General features: G+C 59.5%; 17 protein-coding genes. All 17 read left to right on the top strand.

All coding sequences use genetic code 11. The annotated features are described in order from the left end of the window. The first annotated feature begins 122 nt into the window (after positions 1–122). The 17 genes from H6A20_RS09620 (at position 123) to yajC (ending at position 19,430) form a co-directional block, all read left to right on the top strand. Positions 123–467, top strand: coding sequence for a hypothetical protein (locus tag H6A20_RS09620; RefSeq protein WP_243426196.1), 345 nt, complete (start codon positions 123–125; stop codon positions 465–467). A gap of 166 nt (positions 468–633) precedes the next feature. Then, positions 634–1,548 (top strand): 4-hydroxy-3-methylbut-2-enyl diphosphate reductase, encoded by a 915-nt coding sequence (locus H6A20_RS09615; protein ID WP_204906910.1) that lies wholly within the window; start codon positions 634–636, stop codon positions 1,546–1,548. 23 nt (positions 1,549–1,571) lie between these two features. Then, positions 1,572–1,970, top strand: a complete 399-nt coding sequence (locus H6A20_RS09610; protein ID WP_204906909.1) for a zinc ribbon domain-containing protein — start codon at positions 1,572–1,574, stop codon at positions 1,968–1,970. Positions 1,971–2,061: 91 nt separating this feature from the next. Next, positions 2,062–3,321, top strand: coding sequence for a M20 family metallo-hydrolase (locus H6A20_RS09605; protein WP_204906908.1), 1,260 nt, complete (start codon positions 2,062–2,064; stop codon positions 3,319–3,321). Between the two features lie 64 nt (positions 3,322–3,385). Continuing rightward, the gene (locus H6A20_RS09600) at positions 3,386–4,768 is read left to right on the top strand and encodes an APC family permease (RefSeq protein WP_204906907.1); all 1,383 of its coding nucleotides are present in this window, start codon (positions 3,386–3,388) and stop codon (positions 4,766–4,768) included. After that, the gene (locus H6A20_RS09595) at positions 4,761–5,495 is read left to right on the top strand and encodes a gamma-glutamyl-gamma-aminobutyrate hydrolase family protein (protein ID WP_204906906.1); all 735 of its coding nucleotides are present in this window, start codon (positions 4,761–4,763) and stop codon (positions 5,493–5,495) included. Before H6A20_RS09600 ends, H6A20_RS09595 begins: the two co-directional genes overlap by 8 nt. A gap of 18 nt (positions 5,496–5,513) precedes the next feature. Further along, positions 5,514–7,163, top strand: a complete 1,650-nt coding sequence (locus tag H6A20_RS09590; protein WP_204906905.1) for an amidohydrolase — start codon at positions 5,514–5,516, stop codon at positions 7,161–7,163. Positions 7,164–7,295: 132 nt separating this feature from the next. Further along, positions 7,296–8,807: a polyphosphate:AMP phosphotransferase gene (gene pap, locus H6A20_RS09585; RefSeq protein WP_204906904.1), complete on the top strand. Its 1,512-nt coding sequence runs from the start codon at positions 7,296–7,298 to the stop codon at positions 8,805–8,807. A 2-nt stretch (positions 8,808–8,809) separates the two neighbouring features. Next, positions 8,810–9,817, top strand: a complete 1,008-nt coding sequence (locus H6A20_RS09580; protein ID WP_204906903.1) for a deoxyguanosinetriphosphate triphosphohydrolase — start codon at positions 8,810–8,812, stop codon at positions 9,815–9,817. A gap of 123 nt (positions 9,818–9,940) precedes the next feature. Beyond that, on the top strand, positions 9,941–11,716 hold the full coding sequence (gene dnaG / locus H6A20_RS09575; RefSeq protein ID WP_204906902.1) for a DNA primase: 1,776 nt from the start codon (positions 9,941–9,943) through the stop codon (positions 11,714–11,716). Between the two features lie 39 nt (positions 11,717–11,755). Then, on the top strand, positions 11,756–12,868 hold the full coding sequence (gene rpoD / locus H6A20_RS09570) for an RNA polymerase sigma factor RpoD (protein WP_204906901.1): 1,113 nt from the start codon (positions 11,756–11,758) through the stop codon (positions 12,866–12,868). A gap of 13 nt (positions 12,869–12,881) precedes the next feature. After that, positions 12,882–13,586 (top strand): tRNA (adenine(22)-N(1))-methyltransferase, encoded by a 705-nt coding sequence (locus tag H6A20_RS09565; RefSeq protein ID WP_204906900.1) that lies wholly within the window; start codon positions 12,882–12,884, stop codon positions 13,584–13,586. Between the two features lie 6 nt (positions 13,587–13,592). Then, a complete protein-coding gene (locus H6A20_RS09560) occupies positions 13,593–14,381 on the top strand; it encodes a Nif3-like dinuclear metal center hexameric protein (protein WP_204906899.1) in 789 nt (262 codons plus the stop codon). An 11-nt stretch (positions 14,382–14,392) separates the two neighbouring features. After that, on the top strand, positions 14,393–16,063 hold the full coding sequence (locus H6A20_RS09555) for a nucleoside kinase (protein WP_204906898.1): 1,671 nt from the start codon (positions 14,393–14,395) through the stop codon (positions 16,061–16,063). 143 nt (positions 16,064–16,206) lie between these two features. After that, positions 16,207–17,874 carry a L,D-transpeptidase family protein gene (locus tag H6A20_RS09550; protein ID WP_204906897.1) on the top strand — a complete coding sequence of 556 codons (1,668 nt, stop codon included), beginning with the start codon at positions 16,207–16,209 and terminating at the stop codon, positions 17,872–17,874. Between the two features lie 24 nt (positions 17,875–17,898). Continuing rightward, positions 17,899–19,047: a tRNA guanosine(34) transglycosylase Tgt gene (tgt, locus tag H6A20_RS09545; protein WP_204906896.1), complete on the top strand. Its 1,149-nt coding sequence runs from the start codon at positions 17,899–17,901 to the stop codon at positions 19,045–19,047. A gap of 77 nt (positions 19,048–19,124) precedes the next feature. Beyond that, complete coding sequence (gene yajC, locus H6A20_RS09540; RefSeq protein ID WP_204906895.1) at positions 19,125–19,430, top strand: preprotein translocase subunit YajC; 306 nt, start codon at positions 19,125–19,127, stop codon at positions 19,428–19,430. Positions 19,431–19,575 lie beyond the last annotated feature (145 nt).

Genomic DNA, 19,575 nt, shown 5'->3' with positions numbered 1-19,575 from the left:
GCTGCGGTTTCTGCTTTATATTTCGCATCTGTATTCCAGGATGACTGTGAAAGAGAACCTGTACGGAGAGACGATCATACAGATCCCGGCGCCGGAGTTTCTTATCTTTTATAACGGGAAGGATGAGATGCCGGATCTACACGGAGACGATGGAGCTCCCGGAGGCAGTGGACCGCGCGATGGATGAATGCATCAGGGAAGGTGTGCTGAAGGACTTCCTGATGGAGCACAGGGCGGAGGCGAGAGCGATGAGTATATTTGAATATGATCAGGAGAGGCATATGCAGCAGGAGCGCGAGGCCGGGATCGAGAAAGGGAAGGAGCAGTTACTGCGCAGGCAGGTGCAGAAAAACCTGTCCAGAGGTATGCAGGCTGCCGAGCTTGCGGAGCTGCTGGATGAGTCAGAGGAACGGATCCGGGAGATCATAGATCTGTGTGCGGCGGAAGAAGCGCGGGAGGGAAAGTGAATGGGTCATCCAGGGACAGTCTCCTGATTTTCTTATAAGAAGAGAGAAGGTGTCGCTTAATCATCATCTGATTTGATGATTTTGTCACACCTTCTTTTGCATTGGCACAGAGAATGTGCTAGACTGTACTAACATGAAGTGCAAAGCGGCAGGAGGTTACGGAACGATGGAAGTACAGGCGATCACACCGAGGGGATACTGCAAGGGCGTTGTCCGCGCCATTGACATGGCCAGGAAGGCCAGGAATGCGAAACAGCCGGTTGTCATACTGGGCATGATCGTCCACAACCAGTATATTGTGGACGCGCTGGAGAAGATGGGGATCCGCACGGTCGATCACCCGGACAGGACACGACTGGAGCTCCTGGATGAGATTGAGGAGGGCACCGTCATCATCACGGCACACGGGGCGGGGGAGCAGGTGTTCGCAAAAGCCCGCGAAAAAGGGCTGCATGTGATCGACGCCTCCTGCCTGGACGTCATCAAGACCCACGACCTGATCCGGGCGAGGCTGCGGGATGGCTTTGAGATCCTGTACATCGGGAAAAAAGGACACCCGGAGGCAGAGGGGGCCGTCTCCATCGATGAGGAGAAGGTCCATCTGATCAGCGGCAGGGAAGACTTCGGGACGCTGGATCCAAACAAGCGCTACGTCATCACGAACCAGACGACCATGTCCCTCTATGACGTGCAGGACCTGTGCGACTACGCCCGGCAGACGCTCGCGCACGTGACGGTGGAGAAGGAGACATGCGCGGCCACAAAGGTGCGCCAGGAGGCTATCCGTCACATGGACCGGGATGTGGATATCGCTTTTATCGTAGGGGATCCACGTTCCAACAATACGAGGAAGCTGGCATCCATCGCCAGCGACGGGAGGGAAGTCCACATGATCGGGAGCCTGGACGACCTGGATGTTTCTGTTTTGCGGGGGAAGAGGAAGGCTGCCGTCTCCTCCGGAGCATCCACGCCGCCCTACCTGACGGATCAGGTGATCGCTTTCCTTGAGCAGTATGACGGGGAGGATCCGTCGACCTGGGAGAAGCCGGCTGTGGATCTGACAAGGATCCTGGAGCTTTAGGCGGATAAAAAGGAGAGTGTGCTATGTTTTTTATTATAGGGATCACAGGCGGGAGAAAGGATCTCCGGTTCAACCAGATGGTTATCTGCAGCCGGTGCGGACGGTACGGCAGGTATGAAGTCTATATGACGTATACGGCCCTGTCCCTGTTCTTCATCCCCTGTTTCAAATGGAATAAGGAATATTTTGTGCGGATGAGCTGCTGCGGGACAGTGTACCGCTTAGATCCGGAAGTGGGGAGGCGTATAGCCAGAGGAGAGGATCTGGAGATACAGCCGGCGGATCTTCAACCGGTCCAGGCAGGACCGTACGACCCGTACGGACAGAATGGCTGGGGCAGCCGGGAGAAGCGCTGCCCGAACTGCGGCTACACGGCGCAGGGAGACTTTGCGTTCTGTCCGAAATGCGGGCACAGATTTTAGATGGGGCTCTGTTTTGTCGAAAATATACATTTACCGGCAGCCGGCAGATGTGTTATAATAATGCGTATTTTGGAAAGGTCGGTGAAGGTATATGAAAGAAGAGATGCCGCTGCTCTGGGATCATCTGCAGGAGCTGTCCCGTATCGGAAGAAATGCAGACGGCAGCATCACGCGGTTCCCGTTTACAGAGGAAGACAGGCAGGCAGAAGCCCTGCTCTGGCGCTATATGGAGGAAGCGGGGATTTCCGTGTCCCGGGACGCGGCTGGCAACCTCATCGGCAGATGGGAGCCGGCGGACGGCCCGGAAAGCGGACAGGAGTATGATGCGCGGCCGCTCGTAGCCGGGTCCCACTATGATACGGTCCTGGAGGGCGGCGCATTCGACGGGTGCCTGGGACTTCTGGCGGCTATCGAGTCGGTGCGCTGCCTGCGGGAGGAGGGCTTCAGGCCTGCCCGTCCGGTCTGGGTCGTGGGTTTTAAAGATGAGGAGGGCAACCGCTTCGGATACGGCATGATCGGCAGCCGGTCCATGTGCGGCAAGGCGGAGCCGGAGGGGCTTTCCTCCCGGGATGAAAGCGGGATCACGCTTGGCGACGCCATGCGCGCGAGCGGTCTTGATCCCGGGCGCCTGGACACGTGCCGGATCGAGCCGGCCGCTATGCTGGAGCTTCACATCGAGCAGGGGAGCGTCCTTGAGGAAAGCGGGTGCACCGTGGGCGCCGTGGAGGGGATCGCCGGTCTGGAGCGGTACACGGTGCGGATCGAAGGGTGCAGCGCCCATGCCGGCGCGACGCCCATGGGCGCAAGACGGGACCCGGTGCCTGCCATGAGCCGCTGGATCCTGAAGGTGACGGAACTGGCGCGGCAAAGAGAGAACTGCGTGGCCACGGTGGGCTGTGTGGAGGTCCGCCCCGGCGCCTGCAACATCATCTGCCAGAGCGCAGAGTTTTCCCTGGATATCCGGAGCGTGCGGGACGCGGACATCCGTGAGATCATGGAGGAGATGGCGCACTTCGAGGCAGAGCTGGAGCACACGGAGCGCGTCCGGATCACACGCACGCTGGAACAGGCGCTGCCGGCGGCTCCCTGCGACGGCCGGCTCCGGGAGATGGCAGAGCGGATCTGCCGGGAGCAGGGCTTGGCATGCCGGCGCCTGATGAGCGGCGCCGGACATGACAGCATGAATTTCTCCGGTCTGTGCCCCATCGGGATGATCTTTGTCCCCTCAAAGGACGGCCTCTCCCACCGCAGGGAGGAGTACACATCCAGAGAGGACTGCCAGGCCGGCGCCATCGTGCTCCGGGAGATGATCCGGGAGTGCGCGGCGGGGGCGCCGGAGGAGAGAGAGTGATTTTAACTTCCGCTTCGCGGAGATTAAAATAAATATATGCTAAAGGAATGCAAGGAGGTTACAAATGAAACAGAAACCACAGGAAACCGGATTTAAGAAAGAGATCGGCCTCTTCGGAGGTATGAGCGTGATCTGCGGCATCATGATCGGATCCGGTATCTTTTACCTCGGATCCTACGTGCTGCAAAGGTCCGGCTACAGCCTGGGCCTCGCCCTGATCTGCTGGCTTGTGGGCGGTCTCGTGTCCCTGCTCGGCGGGCTGTGCTTCGCGGAGCTGGGCGCATCGGATCCCAAGGCAGGCGGCCAGCTCGTCTACCTGAGCAAAGCGTACCATCCGGTGCTCGGCTTCATGTACGGGTTCACCCAGTGGATCCTGGCCAGCTCCGGCTCCATCGCAGCCATCGCAGTGGCTATCCCCACCGCGCTGGTGGACTTTATCCCGGGGCTCACCCAGCTTCACATCAAGCTGATCGCCATCGCCCTCATCGTGCTGCTGACCCTGTTTAACCTGCGGGGCGTAAAGGGAGCGTCCAACCTGCAGACCGTCTTTATGGTGGCAAAGCTGCTCCCCATCTTCATCATCATGATCGGCGCCCTGGCCCTTGGAAACCATTCTCCGGACCTTACGCCGGTACCGGCGGCCGCAGCGGACGGATCCCCGGTCACAGCGGGCTCCCTGTTCGGCATGATCGCGTTCGCAACGGTGGCCTCCCTCTGGGCTTATGAGGGCTGGACGAACCTGAACGCCGTGGCCGAGGAGATCAAGAACGTGAAGCGGAACCTGCCGCTGGCCATCATCCTGGGCATCGGCGGCGTGGCCATCTTCTACGCCCTCTTTAACTACTCCCTGCTGCGGGTGATCCCGCTGGATGAGGCGAAGAGCATGATCGAGAGCGGCAGCCTGTATCTTGGGACCACAGTGGCAGAGCGGCTGTTCGGCGTGGCCGGCAAGGTCATCGTGCTGATCGGCATGCTGCTTGCCATGTTTAACTGCCTGAACGGCATGGTGCTGGCATTCTCCCGGATCTACTACGCCATGTCGGCTGAGAAGATCTTCTTTAAGAAGCTTGGCACACTCAACAGGAACGGCGTGCCGGCAGCCAGCCTCTTCTCGCAGATGATCATTTCCATCATCCTCGTGTGCCTGCGGAACCTGGATCAGCTGACATCCCTCGTGGTGTTCTGCGGCATGCTCTTCAACTGCCTGGCTGTGACGGCGGTCTTTGTGTACAGGCGCAAGTATCCGGATCTGGAGAGACCCTACAAAGTATGGCTCTATCCGGTCTCTGTCGTCATCACGGTCATCCTCTTTGTGGGCCTGATGGTCAACAACCTGCTGGAGGATCCGGTGACAGCGCTGACGGGGCTGATCGTCCCGGTAGTGGGTATATTCTTCTATATTTATTTCAGAAAGAAATACGGTGAGGAGGAGAAGGAAGATGCGTAGGCCAGTGATCGGTATATCGGGCAATCTGACGCCCATTGAGAACGACGGTGTGTTCACCGGGAACCTGCGGCAGTATATCCACACAGACTATACGTCCAGCGTGGAGAAGGCGGGGGGCATCCCCCTGCTCCTGCCGGTGAGCGCGGACCCGGATGTGATCCGGGCCCATGCGGCGCTCTGCGATGCCATCATCCTCTCCGGCGGCGCGGACGTGGATCCGGTCCTCTACGGGGAAGAAGGCATCCAGGGCCAGGGGTACTCCATGCGGGAGATCGACACCTATGACCTGAGGCTTCTCAAGGAAGCGCTGCGGTGCAAAAAGCCGGTGCTCGGCATCTGCAAGGGCATGCAGATCATCAACATCTGCTTTGGCGGCACGCTCTACCAGGATATTCCATCCCAGCGGGAGAGGTGCATCAAGCACACGCAGAATACGGAGCGGTACAACGGCACCCACCGGATCCGGATCCGGGACGGCAGCCTGCTGGCGGAGATCCTGCCGGACGGTACCTTTGTGAATTCCTGGCATCACCAGGCGGTGAAGGCCGTGCCCGGCCAGCTGACAGTGACAGCCACTGCGTCGGACGGCATTGTGGAGGCGCTGGAATACATGGAAGACGGCCAGTTCATCCTGGGCGTGCAGTGGCATCCGGAGATGATGGCCTCCTGCGGCAACGAGGAGCAGCTGGGCATTTTCAGGGAACTTGTAAAAAGAAGTATCCTGTAGGAAGGGAAGCGGTAAGAGATGACAGAGATCTTTATCAATGCGAAGGCGGTCACCATGGATGAAGACAGGCCGCAGGCGGAGGCGTTCGCCGTGCGGGACGGCAGATTTTCCTTTGTGGGGACCGGCGAAGAGGCGCGCGTGTACGCCCGGAAGCTGGAGGCGGAAGGGGAGCGCGCCGCCGTCACAGACCTGGCGGGGCGGTGTGTCCTTCCAGCCTTCAATGACTCCCACATGCATTTCATCGGGTTTGCCAAGCATTTCATCAATGTGGACTTAAACGGCGCCTCCGGCATCCGCGAGATCCGGGAGCGCATCCGCCGGAGGGCGAAGGAGCGGGGCGGCGCCGACACCTCCTGGATGGAGGGGACCGGCTGGAACCAGGACCTGTTTACCGAGGGGGAGAAGCGGTACCCCTGCGCCCGGGACCTGGACGAGGCGGCGCCCGGCGTGCCGGTGCTGGTCCTGCGGGTGTGCGAGCACGTGGGCGTGCTCAGCTCGGCTGGCATGCAGCGGCTGGGGATCACGAAGGAGAAGGTGCGGGAGTACGGCGCCTTCGCGCTGACGGACGAGGCGGGGGAGCCCCTCGGGGTATTCCGCGAGCGGGCGCTGGATGAGATCCGCTCCCGGATCCATATCCTGAACCGGCAGATCCTGGAGGACATCATCCTGAAAGCCCAGGAGGAGGCCTTCTCCTACGGGCTGGCCACCGTCCAGACAGACGACATCGGATTCGTGCCGGATGAGGACTACGGCATGCTCTTTTCCGTGTACCGGGACCTCATGGAGAGCGGCAGGCTGAAGCTTAGGATCTGTGAGCAGAGCCTGCGGCAGAGGCCGGAGCTGATCCGGAAGTACCACGGGGACGGCTTCCGGTACGGCGGGGACGACCATCGCCTGCGCATCACCGGCATCAAGCTGCTGGACGACGGTTCCCTGGGAGCCAGGACGGCGGGGCTTCGCAGGCCGTACGCGGACGATCCGTCCACCTGCGGCCTGACCATCTTCACGGAGGAGGAGCTGGATCATCTGGTGGGGACAGCCCACGACCTGGGTTACCCGGTGCTGGTGCACGCTATCGGCGACCGGGCCATCGAGATGGTACTGGACGCGCTGGAGCGGGACAAGGCGAAGCGGCCGGGGGAGAAGTTCCGGGACGGCATCGTCCACGTGCAGATCACGGACGAGGCATTGCTGGACCGTTTCCGGCAGCAGGATGTGATGGCTCTCGTGCAGCCTGTCTTTATTGACTACGACATGCACATCGTCCGGGACAGGACCGGGGATATGGCAGATACGTCCTACGCCTGGAAGACGCTGGCCGACAAGGGTGTCCATGTGTCCTTCGGCACAGACTGCCCGGTGGAGTCCTGTGAGCCCATGCCAAATATCTACACGGCGGTGACCCGGAAGAACCTGACCGGCGCAGGCGTGATGGTCTACCGGCCGGAGGAGAAGATGACCGTGGAGCAGGCGGTCCGGGCCTACACGGTGGAGGGCGCCTACGCCTCCGGAGAGGAAGCCGTAAAGGGCAGGATCCGGGAGGGGATGCTGGCGGATTTCATCATGCCGGACCGGGACATCTTTGCCCTCGCGGATGAGGAAGAGCTGCGGGATGTGAAGATCCTTGCCACCTATGTGGGCGGGGAGAAAGTGTTTGAGAGAGAGTAAATAGCGGGGAACCGCCGTGATGTCAGTTTTTTCTGGCATGCGGCGGTTTTTTGCATAATATTATGTGCAATATGCGAAAAATGGTATATAATATAGGAAAAATATTCTGAAAACAGGAGGGAGGAAACAAGTATGTTGGAAAAACTGGATCTGACCAGGAAGATGGATAAAGAGGAATACAGGGCCAAGATGGACCGGCTGGAGGCCAGCCTGGGCAAGCTGCAGAGAAGGTGCAAAGAGCTGGACATCCCGGTGATGATCGCCTTTGAGGGATTCGGGGCATCAGGCAAGGGGCTGCAGATCGGGAAGCTGATCCAGGCGCTGGACCCGAGGGGCTTCCGGGTGTATGCCGTCAAGAGCGAGACGGAGGAGGAGCGCATGCATCCCTTCCTCTGGCGGTTCTGGACCAAGCTGCCGGAGAAAGGGCGCATCGCCATCTACGACACGAGCTGGTACAGGCGGGTTCTCATCGACCGCTTTGACGGGAAAGTAAAGAAGTCGGAACTGGCGGATGCATACGAGTCCATCCTCTCCTTTGAAGACCAGCTCACGGAGGACGGGATGGTCATCATCAAGCTCTTCCTGGCGATTGACAAAAAGGAACAGAAAAAGCGGTTTGAGAAGCTCCTTTCCTCGAAGGAGACGGCCTGGCGGGTGAGTGAGGATGACATCCGCAGAAACAAGGAGTTCGATGCGTACCGGGAGATGAACGAGGAGATGCTGGCCCGCACAGACACGGAAGCTGCTCCCTGGCACATCGTGGAGGCGACGGACAGGCGGTTTGCCACCGTGAAGATCTACTCGATCGTGGAGGAGATGCTGGAAAGACAGATCCGGAAGGCGGAGCAGGATGTGCCGGAGCAGAAGGAAGCGGCTCCCGACGCGGGCCTTGCAGGCACCAGGGAGCTGATGGAATCCATCCTTGGGAAGGCGGATCTCACACTGGCCTGCCCGCGGGACGAGTACGAGGAGGAGCTGAAGAAGCTGCAGAAACGGATCCAGGAACTCCACGGGGAGATCTACCGGCGCAGGATCCCGGTGGTGCTTGGCTTCGAGGGCTGGGACGCCGGCGGCAAGGGCGGCGCCATCAAGCGGCTGACGGCGAAGATGGACCCGCGGGGCTATGTGGTCCATCCCACCGCATCCCCCAATGCAGTAGAACGGCAGTACCATTATCTGTGGCGGTTCTGGAGGGATATGCCCAAGGCGGGACACGTCACCATCTTTGACCGGACCTGGTACGGCCGCGTCATGGTGGAGCGGATCGAGGGCTTCTGCACGGCGAACGAGTGGAGGCGGGCGTACCGGGAGATCAACGACATGGAGAGGACCCTCACGAGGGAGGGCGTCATTGTCCTGAAATTCTGGATGCAGATCGATAAAGACGAGCAGGAGAGGCGGTTCCGGGAGAGGCAGGAGAACCCGGAAAAACAGTGGAAGATCACGGATGAGGACTGGAGGAACCGGGAGAAGTGGGACCAGTATGAGACCGCCGTCAACGAGATGCTGATCCGCACGTCCACCGTCAATGCGCCCTGGATCGTGGTGGAGGGCAACGACAAATACTATGCGAGGCTGAAGGTGCTCCGGACCGTGGTGGACGCCATTGAGGAGCGGATCCGGGCCGATGGAAAGAAGGCATGATGATGAACATACGTGAAGAGCTGGAGGCGAGGGAGGAGGCCATCTTAAGCCCCTTCGCCTCCCTGAGCAGCCAGTCAAGAGGGAGGGTGAGGCCGGAGCCCCAGTGTGATATCCGCCCTGTCTTTCAGCGGGACAGAGACCGGATCCTCCACTGCAAGTCCTTCCGGCGGCTGAAGCAGAAGACGCAGGTATTCCTTCTCCCGAAGGGAGACCACTACCGCACCAGGCTGACCCACACCCTGGAGGTGTCCCAGAACGCCCGGACCATCGCCAAGGCCCTGCGGCTCAACGAGGACCTGGTGGAAGCCATCGCCCTCGGTCATGACCTGGGACATACGCCCTTCGGCCACGCCGGGGAGAGGGCTCTCGCCCAGGTATGCCCGGAGGGGTTCCGCCACAACGAGCAGAGTGTGCGGGTGGTGGAGATCCTGGAGAAACAGGGAAGGGGGCTGAACCTCACCTGGGAGGTGGTGGACGGGATCCGGAACCACCAGTCGAGCGGGACGCCCCACACGCTGGAGGGGCAGATCGTACAGCTCTCCGACAAGATCGCCTACATCAACCATGATATCGACGACGCCATCCGGGGCGGGATCCTGACCGAGGCGGACCTGCCGCGGGCGTACACGGATGTGCTGGGGCACACGACCCGCATGCGCCTGAACACCATGATCCATGACGTGGTGACCCACAGCATGGATCAGCCGCGGATCATCATGTCGGAACGCGTCCGGGAGGCCACCATGGGCCTGCGGCGGTTCCTTTTTGAAAACGTGTACCAGAACCCGGTGGCCAAGGGCGAGGAGACAAAGGCCATCGGCATGATCCAGAACCTCTACGCCTACTATCTGGACCACATGGATCAGATCCCCCGCCAGTACCTGGACATGACCAGGGAGGGGAAGGCGACGAAGGAGCGGGTGGTGTGCGATTACATAGCGGGCATGACGGATTCCTACGCTGTCAAGAAGTTCCAGGAATATTTTATTCCGGAATCCTGGAAAAATTAAAGGAAATCAGGAAGTTTTGTCGAATATAATTAATGCAGGCATTTTTCAGGGCACGCAGAAAATCTGCCGGAGGCGGGTTTCCTGCGTGTTCTGGTTCAGTAAAAAAGAGGATGGCGACAGCGGATGTATTACCCGGATGAAGTGATCGAAGAGGTCAGATCGAGAAACGATATCGTGGACGTGATCGGCAGCTATGTGAAGCTGCAGAAGAAGGGGAGCTCGTACTTCGGGCTCTGCCCGTTCCACAATGAGAAATCCCCCTCCTTTTCCGTGAGCAGGGACAAGCAGATGTACTACTGTTTCGGATGCGGGGCCGGCGGGAATGTATTTACATTTCTCATGGAATACGAGAACTTCTCCTTTGTGGAGGCGCTTAAGTTCCTGGCGGACCGGGCCGGCGTGCAGCTGCCCCAGGAGGAGTACTCCGCAGAAGCGAAGCGGAGGGCGGACCTTCGGACAAGCATTCTGGAGGTCAACAAACTGGCGGCCAAATACTTCTACGCCCAGCTGCGCTCCCCGCAGGGGAAGACGGCCTGGGACTATCTGCGCGGGAGACAGCTGGGGGAGGATACGATCCTTGCCTTCGGCCTGGGCTACGCCAACAAGTACAGCGACGACCTGTACCGCTATCTGAAGACAAAGGGATACACGGATGAACTTCTCGCCCAGGCGGGACTGATCTCCATCGATGAGAAGCACGGCCCCTACGACAAGTTCTGGAACCGGGTCATGTTTCCCATCATGGACGCCAACAGCAGGGTCATCGGCTTCGGCGGCAGGGTCATGGGAGACGGGAAGCCAAAGTATCTCAACTCGCCGGAGACGCCGGTCTTTGACAAGAGCCGGAACCTGTACGGCCTGCACCGGGCGCGCTCATCCCGGAAGCCCTACTTCCTGCTCTGCGAGGGATATATGGATGTGATCTCCCTGCACCAGGCGGGCTTTACGAATGCCGTGGCGTCTCTGGGCACTGCGCTCACCCCCGGGCATGCCTCCCTCATCAAGCGGTATGTGCAGGAAGTGTACCTGACATACGACAGCGACGAGGCGGGCACAAAGGCAGCCCTGCGGGCCGCGCCGATCCTTAGGGAGGCGGGCATCACAGCCCGGGTGATCCGGATGGATCCCTACAAGGACCCGGACGAGTTCATCAAGAACCTGGGGGCGGAGGCCTTTGAGGAGCGGATCCGGGAGGCCAGGAACAGCTTCCTGTTCGGCATTGAGATGCTGGAGCGGGACTACGACATGGGAAGCCCGGAGGGGAAGACGGCCTTTCTGAAAGAAGCGGCCAGACGTCTTCTCACCTTCGATGAAGAGATCGAGCGGAACAACTACATAGACGCCGTGGCGCGGACCTACGCCGTCAGCAGCCAGGATCTGAAGAAACTGGTGACCCGCATGGCGGTGGAGGGAGGACTTGCCAGACCTGCCAGCCGCCCGAGGACCTCGGCGGACCGGGAGAGGGAGAAGGAGGACGGGCACCTGAAGTCCCAGAAGATCCTGCTGACCTGGATGCTGGAGGGAGAGGACATCTTCCGGCAGATCAGACAGTATATCTCCCCTTCTGACTTCACAGAGGATCTGCTGCGCGCGGTGGCGGAGCAGCTTTTCGCCCAGTATGACAGCGGCGATGTAAACCCGGCGCGGATCATGAACCAGTTCACGGATGAGGAGGAGCACCGGCAGGTGGCAGCCCTCTTCAACACGAAGATCCGTGAGCTCTCCACGGCAAAGGAGCAGGAGAAGGCGCTGCGGGAGACGATCATCCGGGTGAAGGAGTACAGCCTCGAGGAGAAGGCCAGGCATCTGGCCCCCACGGACATCGCCGGGCTCCAGAAGCTGATGGAGGAGAAGCGGGCGCTGCAGGCCCCTGACAAACTGCATATTTCCATTAATTAAGGATAAAATATACACAAGCAATGAGAGGATGGACACTGCATGGACGAGAACATGGTAAAATTCGCAGAGAAACTGAATGACCTGAAGACCCTTGCCAAAAAGAAGAAGAATGTGCTGGAGATCCAGGAGATCAACGACTTCTTCTCCGACATGGAACTGAGTTCCGACCAGATGGAGAAGGTGTTTGAGTACCTGGAGGCCAACAACATAGACGTTCTGCGCATGGACGCGGAGGACGAGGGGCCGGACGACATGGATCTGCTCTTGTCGGATGAGGACGAGGTGGACATGGAGAAGATCGACCTGTCTGTTCCGGACGGCATCAGCATCGAGGATCCGGTGCGCATGTACTTAAAGGAGATCGGCAAGGTGCCGCTTCTGTCGGCGGACGAGGAAGTGGAGCTGGCCAAGCGGATGGCCGATGGGGACGAGGATGCCAAGAAGCGCCTTGCGGAGGCCAACCTGCGTCTCGTGGTCAGCATCGCCAAGCGGTATGTGGGAAGAGGCATGCTCTTCCTGGATCTGATCCAGGAAGGGAATCTGGGTCTCATCAAGGCAGTGGAGAAATTTGATTACGAGAAGGGATTCAAATTCAGCACCTACGCCACCTGGTGGATCCGCCAGGCCATCACCCGCGCGATCGCGGACCAGGCAAGGACGATCCGCATCCCGGTGCACATGGTGGAGACGATCAACAAGCTGATCCGCGTGTCCCGGCAGCTTTTGCAGGAGCTGGGGCGCGAGCCTACCCCGGAGGAGATCGCTGAGGAGCTGGACATGCCTGTGGAGCGGGTGCGTGAGATCCTGAAGATCTCCCAGGAGCCGGTGTCCCTGGAGACGCCCATCGGCGAGGAGGAGGACAGCCACCTGGGAGACTTTATCCAGGACGACAATGTCCCCGTACCCGCGGAGGCGGCGGCAGCCACCCTTCTGAAGGAGCAGTTGGACGAGGTGCTGGACACCCTGACAGACAGGGAGCAGAAGGTGCTCCGCCTGCGGTTCGGCATGAACGACGGCCGGGCGCGCACCCTGGAGGAAGTGGGCAAGGAGTTTGATGTGACGAGGGAGCGTATCCGCCAGATCGAGGCGAAGGCGCTCCGCAAGCTGCGCCACCCGAGCCGCAGCAGAAAACTGAGAGATTATCTGGATTAAGAAAGAGGCGCCTATGGAACTATCAAAGAGACTGTCTGCGGTTGCAGGTCTTGTGACAGAGGGCGCCTCTGTCGCGGATATCGGGACAGACCACGGCTACATACCTATTTACCTGGCAGGGAGGGACAGGCAGACAAAACTCCTTGCCATGGACGTGAATCCGGGCCCCCTCTCGCGGGCTGCCGCGCACATCCGGGAGGAAGGCCTCGGGGAGCGCATTGAGCTGCGCCTGTCGGACGGGCTCTCTGCATTAAAGCCCGGGGAGGTGCATACCATCATAGCAGCCGGCATGGGCGGGCCGCTGGTGATCCGCATCCTGGAAGCGCACCCGGAAGTCACAGCTTCGGTGCGGGAATTCGTGCTCCAGCCCCAGTCCGGGATCCGCCAGGTGCGCGCCTGGCTGGAGACGCACGGGTTCCTGATCGACCGGGAGGACATGGTGGAGGAGGACGGGAAATACTATCCCATGATGCGGGCGGTGCACGGGCAGGAGCCCCGGCCCTATGAAGAGACGGAGCTTCTGTACGGGAGAAAACTCCTGGAAGCACGCCATCCTGTGCTGCGGGCGTACCTGCTGCGGGAGGAGAGGATCCGGAAAGAGATCCTGGACGCCCTTGCGCAGGCCGGCACAGAGACGGCGGCCGGCAGAGTCCGGGAGATCGGGGAGGAGCTGCGCAGGGTCCGGGAAGCCCTGGCACGTCTGGAAGGAGAGGAGTGAAAACAGATGCTTTGCAGAGAGATCATGGAGATACTGGAGAGGGCATACCCCTGCGGCTATGCCCTGGACTGGGACAACGTCGGACTTCTTGTGGGGAGGGATGACAGGGAGGTAAAACGCATCTACATTGCGCTGGACGCGGATGACGACGCGGTGGACGCGGCGGTCAGGCTGGGCGCCGACATGCTGGTCACCCATCATCCCCTTCTCTTTTCCGGCCTGAAGAGGATTACCAACAGGGACTTTACCGGCGCCCGGATCTTAAAGCTGATCCGGCATGACATTTCCTGCTATGCCATGCACACCAACTACGATGTGGCGGGCATGGCGGAGCTTTCCGCCAGGATCCTGGGGCTTTCCGGCGGGGAAGCCCTGGAAGTGACGAGGGAAGGCGCAGGAGGAGAGCCCCCTGAGGGGATCGGCAGGGTGGCGGACCTGAAGGAGGCTGTGCCGCTTGACAGGATCTGCAGCCTGGTCAAAGACCGGTTCCATCTGGAACATGTCAAAGTGTTCGGGGATGGCGAAGAGCCGGTCAGGCGTGTCGCCATCTCTCCCGGCTCCGGGAAAAGCATGGTGAAGGCCGCCCTGGAGCAGGGGGCGGATGTGCTCATCACCGGGGATATCGACCACCACACCGGGATCGATGCGGTGGCGCAGCATCTGGCTGTGATCGACGCAGGCCATTACGGGATTGAGCATATTTTTATCGAAGATGTGAAGGAGTACCTGGAGGAGAGGCTGCCGGACGTGGAGGTCTGTGCGGCGCCCGTCCGGCATCCCTTCCGGATCGTGTAGAGGAGGACGCTATGGAGCAGAAGTGGTGCCGCGTGGAGGCGGACGGCGAGATGCGGGAGTATCCGGCGGGTACATCCTACCGCGTGATCGCGGCTGATTTTCAGAAATATCATGACAACGACATCGTGCTTGTATTTGCGGACGGCAAGCTGCAGGAACTCCACAAGACGCTGGAGAAGGACAGCGCGCTTGCCTTTGAGACGACGGGGGACGACATCGGCCACAAGACGTACAAGAGGAGTATGTGCCTCATGCTGGTAAAGGCGGTCTACGATGCAGCGGACCACACCGGCATCCGCAAAGTCCGGATCCACTATTCCCTGGGAGACGGGTATTACTGCACGGTGGACGCGGATTTCCCGGTGGACCAGGCGTTCCTGTCCCAGGTGGAGGAGCGGATGCGCGCCATGGTGGCGGAGGATATGCCCATCTGCAAGCGGACCATACATACGGACGACGCGGTGGCTCTCTTTCGGAAGCACGGCATGCACGACAAGGAGCGCCTGTTCGAGTACCGCCGTGTCTCCAAGGTAAACATTTACAGTATGAACGAGTTCGAGGACTACTACTATGGCTATATGGTCCCCTCCGCCGGGTACCTGCGGTATTTTGCCCTGTATCCCTACGACGACGGGTTCGTCATCCAGATGCCGGACCAGAGCGCGCCGCGCGCCCTGGCCCCCTTCCGGCCCCAGAGCAAGCTCTTTCACGTTATGAAAGAGTCCACAGCCTGGGGGGATATGCAGGGGATCGAGACAGTGGGCGCCCTCAACGACAGGATCACAAAGAGCGGGGACATGCGGGATGTGGTGCTGGTGCAGGAGGCGCTGCAGGAGAAGAAGATCGCCCAGATCGCGGAGCGGATCGCCGGACAGAAGGAGACGAAATTCGTCCTGATCGCGGGGCCTTCGTCTTCCGGAAAGACGACTTTTTCCCACCGGCTCTCCATCCAGCTGCGGGCGGCCGGCATGGTGCCCCATCCCATCTCCGTGGACAATTTCTTTGTGGAGCGGGAGGATACGCCGAAGGATGAGCACGGCAATTATAATTTTGAATGTCTGGAGGCCGTGGACACGGCGCTGTTTAACGACCAGATGAACCGGCTCCTGGCGGGGGAGGAGGTCGTCCTGCCCACCTTTAACTTCAAGACGGGGCATAAGGAATACGCCGGGGAGCCGACCAGGCTGGGGCCGGAGGACGTGCTTGTCATCGAGGGGATCCACTGCCTGAACCCAAGGATGACGCCTGCCCTGCCGGACGAAAACAAGTTCCGGATCTACATCAGCGCCCTGACGCAGCTCAACATCGACGAGCACAACCGGATCCCCACCACGGACGGACGCCTGATCCGCCGGCTGGTGCGGGACGCCAGGACGCGGGGGGCGTCGGCCAGGCGGACGATCGCCATGTGGCCCTCCGTGCGGCAGGGGGAGGAGGAAAACATTTTCCCCTACCAGGAGGAGGCGGACGTGATGTTCAACTCCGCCCTGATCTACGAGCTGGCGGTGCTGAAGCAGTATGTGGAGCCGCTCCTGTTCGGGATCGAGAGAGACTGCAGGGAATACCTGGAGGCCAAGAGGCTGCTGAAATTCCTGGACTATTTTGTGGGGATCGAGAGTTCCCTCGTGCCGGCCAACTCCCTTCTGCGGGAATTCATCGGGGGAGGCTGCTTCCGGATCTGACAAATGTTACATCCTGTTAAGAGATATTACGATTTCTTTTCAACAAAGGGAGCCTTGTTGACAAGCACCGGGGGGAACACTATAATGTTGTGGGTAAAAGTATAAATACAGGTATGAGTTTCAGTAACAGGGAGCATATTTCTATGAGTGATATGGATAAAAGCACGGAAGAAACCGGGCGTTCCCAGGAGGCAATCCTGGAGGAGGCGATGCGTGAGATGACGGAGGAACTGCAGGTTCCGGATGAGGCGGAAGAACCAGAACTGGAAGATCCGGACGGGCGCATGGAGATGCCGGATAAGCACGGGGATGTCCTCCGGCTTGACGATACGGAAGAGGACGTCTACGACGGAGAGGATGAAGAAGCGTATATGGACGGCGATGAGCCGGACGACGGCGAAGAAGGCGGGGCGAAGAAGAAAGGCCGCAGGAAGGCCCTGATCATCATCCTTGTCATCCTCGGTGTGCTTGCCCTGGCCTATGTGGGTACAGCGCTGTTTTTTACAAAGCATTTCCTGCCATATACAAAGATCAACGGAACAGATTTTTCTGCCAGGACAGTCGGCGAGGTAGAGCAATTCATGGAAGAGCAGGTGAGAGGGTATGAACTGACGCTGCAGGAGATCGACGGCGGAACCGAGTCGATCGTCGGTTCAGACATTGACCTTGCCTATGTCAGAGGCGACGAGCTGGAGAAGCTTTTGAAAGCACAGAATCCGTTTTTCTGGATCCGTGTTTTCTGGGACCGCCCGGACATCGAGGCGTCCGTAGGAGTAGAGTATGATGAGGCGAAGCTGGACGAGGTGATCGAAGGGCTTACCTGCATGAAGCCGGAGGCGCAGGTCCCCTCCCAGTCGGCAAAGCCTGTCTTTGAAAATACAGAATTTGTGATCCAGGAAGAGGTTGTTGGCACCCAGATCGACACGGAGACGTTCAGGAAGGCTGTCCACACGGCGGTCAGCGGGTTCCGGCCTGTGCTGGACATGGAAGCTGAGGATTGCTATCTGAAGCCGGCATTTACCGCAGAGTCGCCGGAAGTGGCTGCGGCGCGGGATGCGATGAACAGCTACCTGGGCGCGAACATTACGTACGACTTCAATCCCTACACGGAAGTGGTGGACGCGTCCGTCATTTCCCAGTGGGTGACCGTGGACGACAGCATGAATGTGACCTTCAACCAGGATGCGGTCCGCGGCTATATCCAGGAACTGGCGAACAAGTATGATACGTACGGCAAGACGAGGACCATTGTGACAAGCCTTGGAAATACGGTGGAGGTGTCCGGCGGATCCTACGGCTGGCAGATCGACCAGGAGGCGGAGTACAATGCCCTCACAGCCAACATCCAGAATGCGGAGACGGTCGCGCGGGAACCCCAGTACGCCAGACGGGCTGCCTCCCACGAGGGGAATGATTTCGGCAGCAGCTATGTGGAGATCGACCTGACCAACCAGCAGGTGTGGGTGTATGTGAACGGGCAGTGCGTGGTGCAGACGCCCTGCGTGACAGGGGATCCGACCCACGGAAACGGCACGCCCCAGGGCGTCTATCCGCTTGCGTACAAACAGATGAACACCACGCTCCGCGGGCCAAAGAAGCCGGACGGAACATACGAATGGGAGTCTCCGGTCACCTACTGGATGCCGTTTAACGGCGGGATCGGGCTGCACGACGCAAACTGGCGGTCAAGCTTCGGCGGGACCATCTATAACGGGAACGGTTCCCACGGCTGCGTGAACCTGCCTGTGTCAGTTGCAGGGAACGTATATAATAATATTGATGCCGGGACGCCGGTCGTATGTCATTATTAGAACGGATAAGGGATAAAGACAGATATGTATGAACTGATCAGAAAGGACGGAGCCGCCAGAAGAGGGCGGCTCCATACTGTACACGGGGTTATAGAAACTCCTGTTTTCATGAATGTGGGGACGGCTGCCGCCATCAAGGGAGCCGTGTCCACGGAGGATCTGGAGCGGATCGGCACGCAGGTGGAGCTTTCCAACACCTATCATCTCCACGTGCGGCCCGGCGACCAGGTGATCCGCGATCTGGGAGGCCTGCACAGATTCATGTCCTGGGACAGGCCGATCCTTACGGACTCCGGCGGGTTCCAGGTGTTTTCCCTGGCGGGGCTCCGCAGGATCCGGGAGGAGGGCGTGTATTTCCACTCCCACATTGACGGGAAGAAGATCTTCATGGGGCCGGAGGAGAGCATGCGGATCCAGTCCAACCTGGGCTCCACTATTGCCATGGCTTTTGACGAGTGCCCGTCCAGTGTGGCGGACAGGGACTACATCGAGAAGTCCGTGGCCCGGACGACGCGGTGGCTGGCCCGCTGCAAGGCGGAGATGGACCGGCTGAACGGCCTGCCGGACACGATCAACAGGCAGCAGCTCCTCTTCGGGATCAACCAGGGGGGCATCTGTGAGGATATCCGCATCCGGCACGCGCAGGAGATCGCGGCGCTGGATCTGGACGGCTATGCGGTGGGCGGACTGGCGGTCGGCGAGACCCATGAGGAGATGTACCGGATCCTGGACGCGGTCGTGCCGCATCTGCCGCAGGAAAAGCCGATCTATCTCATGGGCGTCGGCACGCCGGCCAATATACTGGAGGCAGTGGACCGGGGCGTGGATTTCTTCGACTGCGTGTATCCCAGCAGGAACGGTCGGCATGGCCATGTGTACACAAAGCAGGGGAAGCGGAACCTGTTCAACGCAAAGTATGAGCTGGACGACCGCCCCATTGAGGAGGGGTGCCAGTGCCCGGCCTGCCGCAGGTATTCCAGAGCCTACATCCGCCATCTCCTGAAAGCGAAGGAGATGCTCGGCATGCGCCTGTGCGTACTGCACAACCTCTACTTCTACAATCACCTCATGGAGGAGATCCGGCAGGCGATCGAGGCGGGAGAGTTCCAGGCGTACAAGAAGAGGACGCTGGAGGGCATGCAGGGCGGCGCCGACGCGCCGGCAGGAAAATAAAAAAACTCTTGATGAAAAGACAATTATTGTGTATCATTACAATAGTGTCAAAAAGAGAGATTTAGGAGGAATGATTTATGTACAGTTTGGCAGCAGGCAGTTTCTTAAACAGCCCGATCGGATTGATCCTTATATATGCCGTGATCATCATTGGTTTCTGGTTCATCCTCATGCGCCCGCAGAAGAAGGAGCAGAAGAGGATCGCGGCCATGATCGCGGACATGGAGGTGGGAGATACCGTTCTCACCACAAGCGGTTTCTACGGTGTGATCATCGACATCACAGACGATGATGTGATCGTGGAGTTCGGAAGCAACAAGAACTGCCGCATTCCCATGCAGAAGGCCGCCATCGCCCAGGTGGAGAAGGCGAACGCCGAGTAGGGAACTCCCTATGTGAAGAGCAGACAGAGCCGGAGAGATCCGGTTCTGTTTTTTATTGCAACTTTAGGCTGACAGGATGTTGCACGACCTGACATTTTGTGTTATGTTTAATCTGTATCAGTTTCTAATTTTATAAATAATTAAT

Origin of the sequence: Mordavella massiliensis, assembly GCF_016901695.1 — a bacterium.
GTDB lineage: Bacteria > Bacillota > Clostridia > Lachnospirales > Lachnospiraceae > Claveliimonas > Claveliimonas massiliensis_A.
This window is presented reverse-complemented; position numbering and strand designations above follow the sequence as displayed.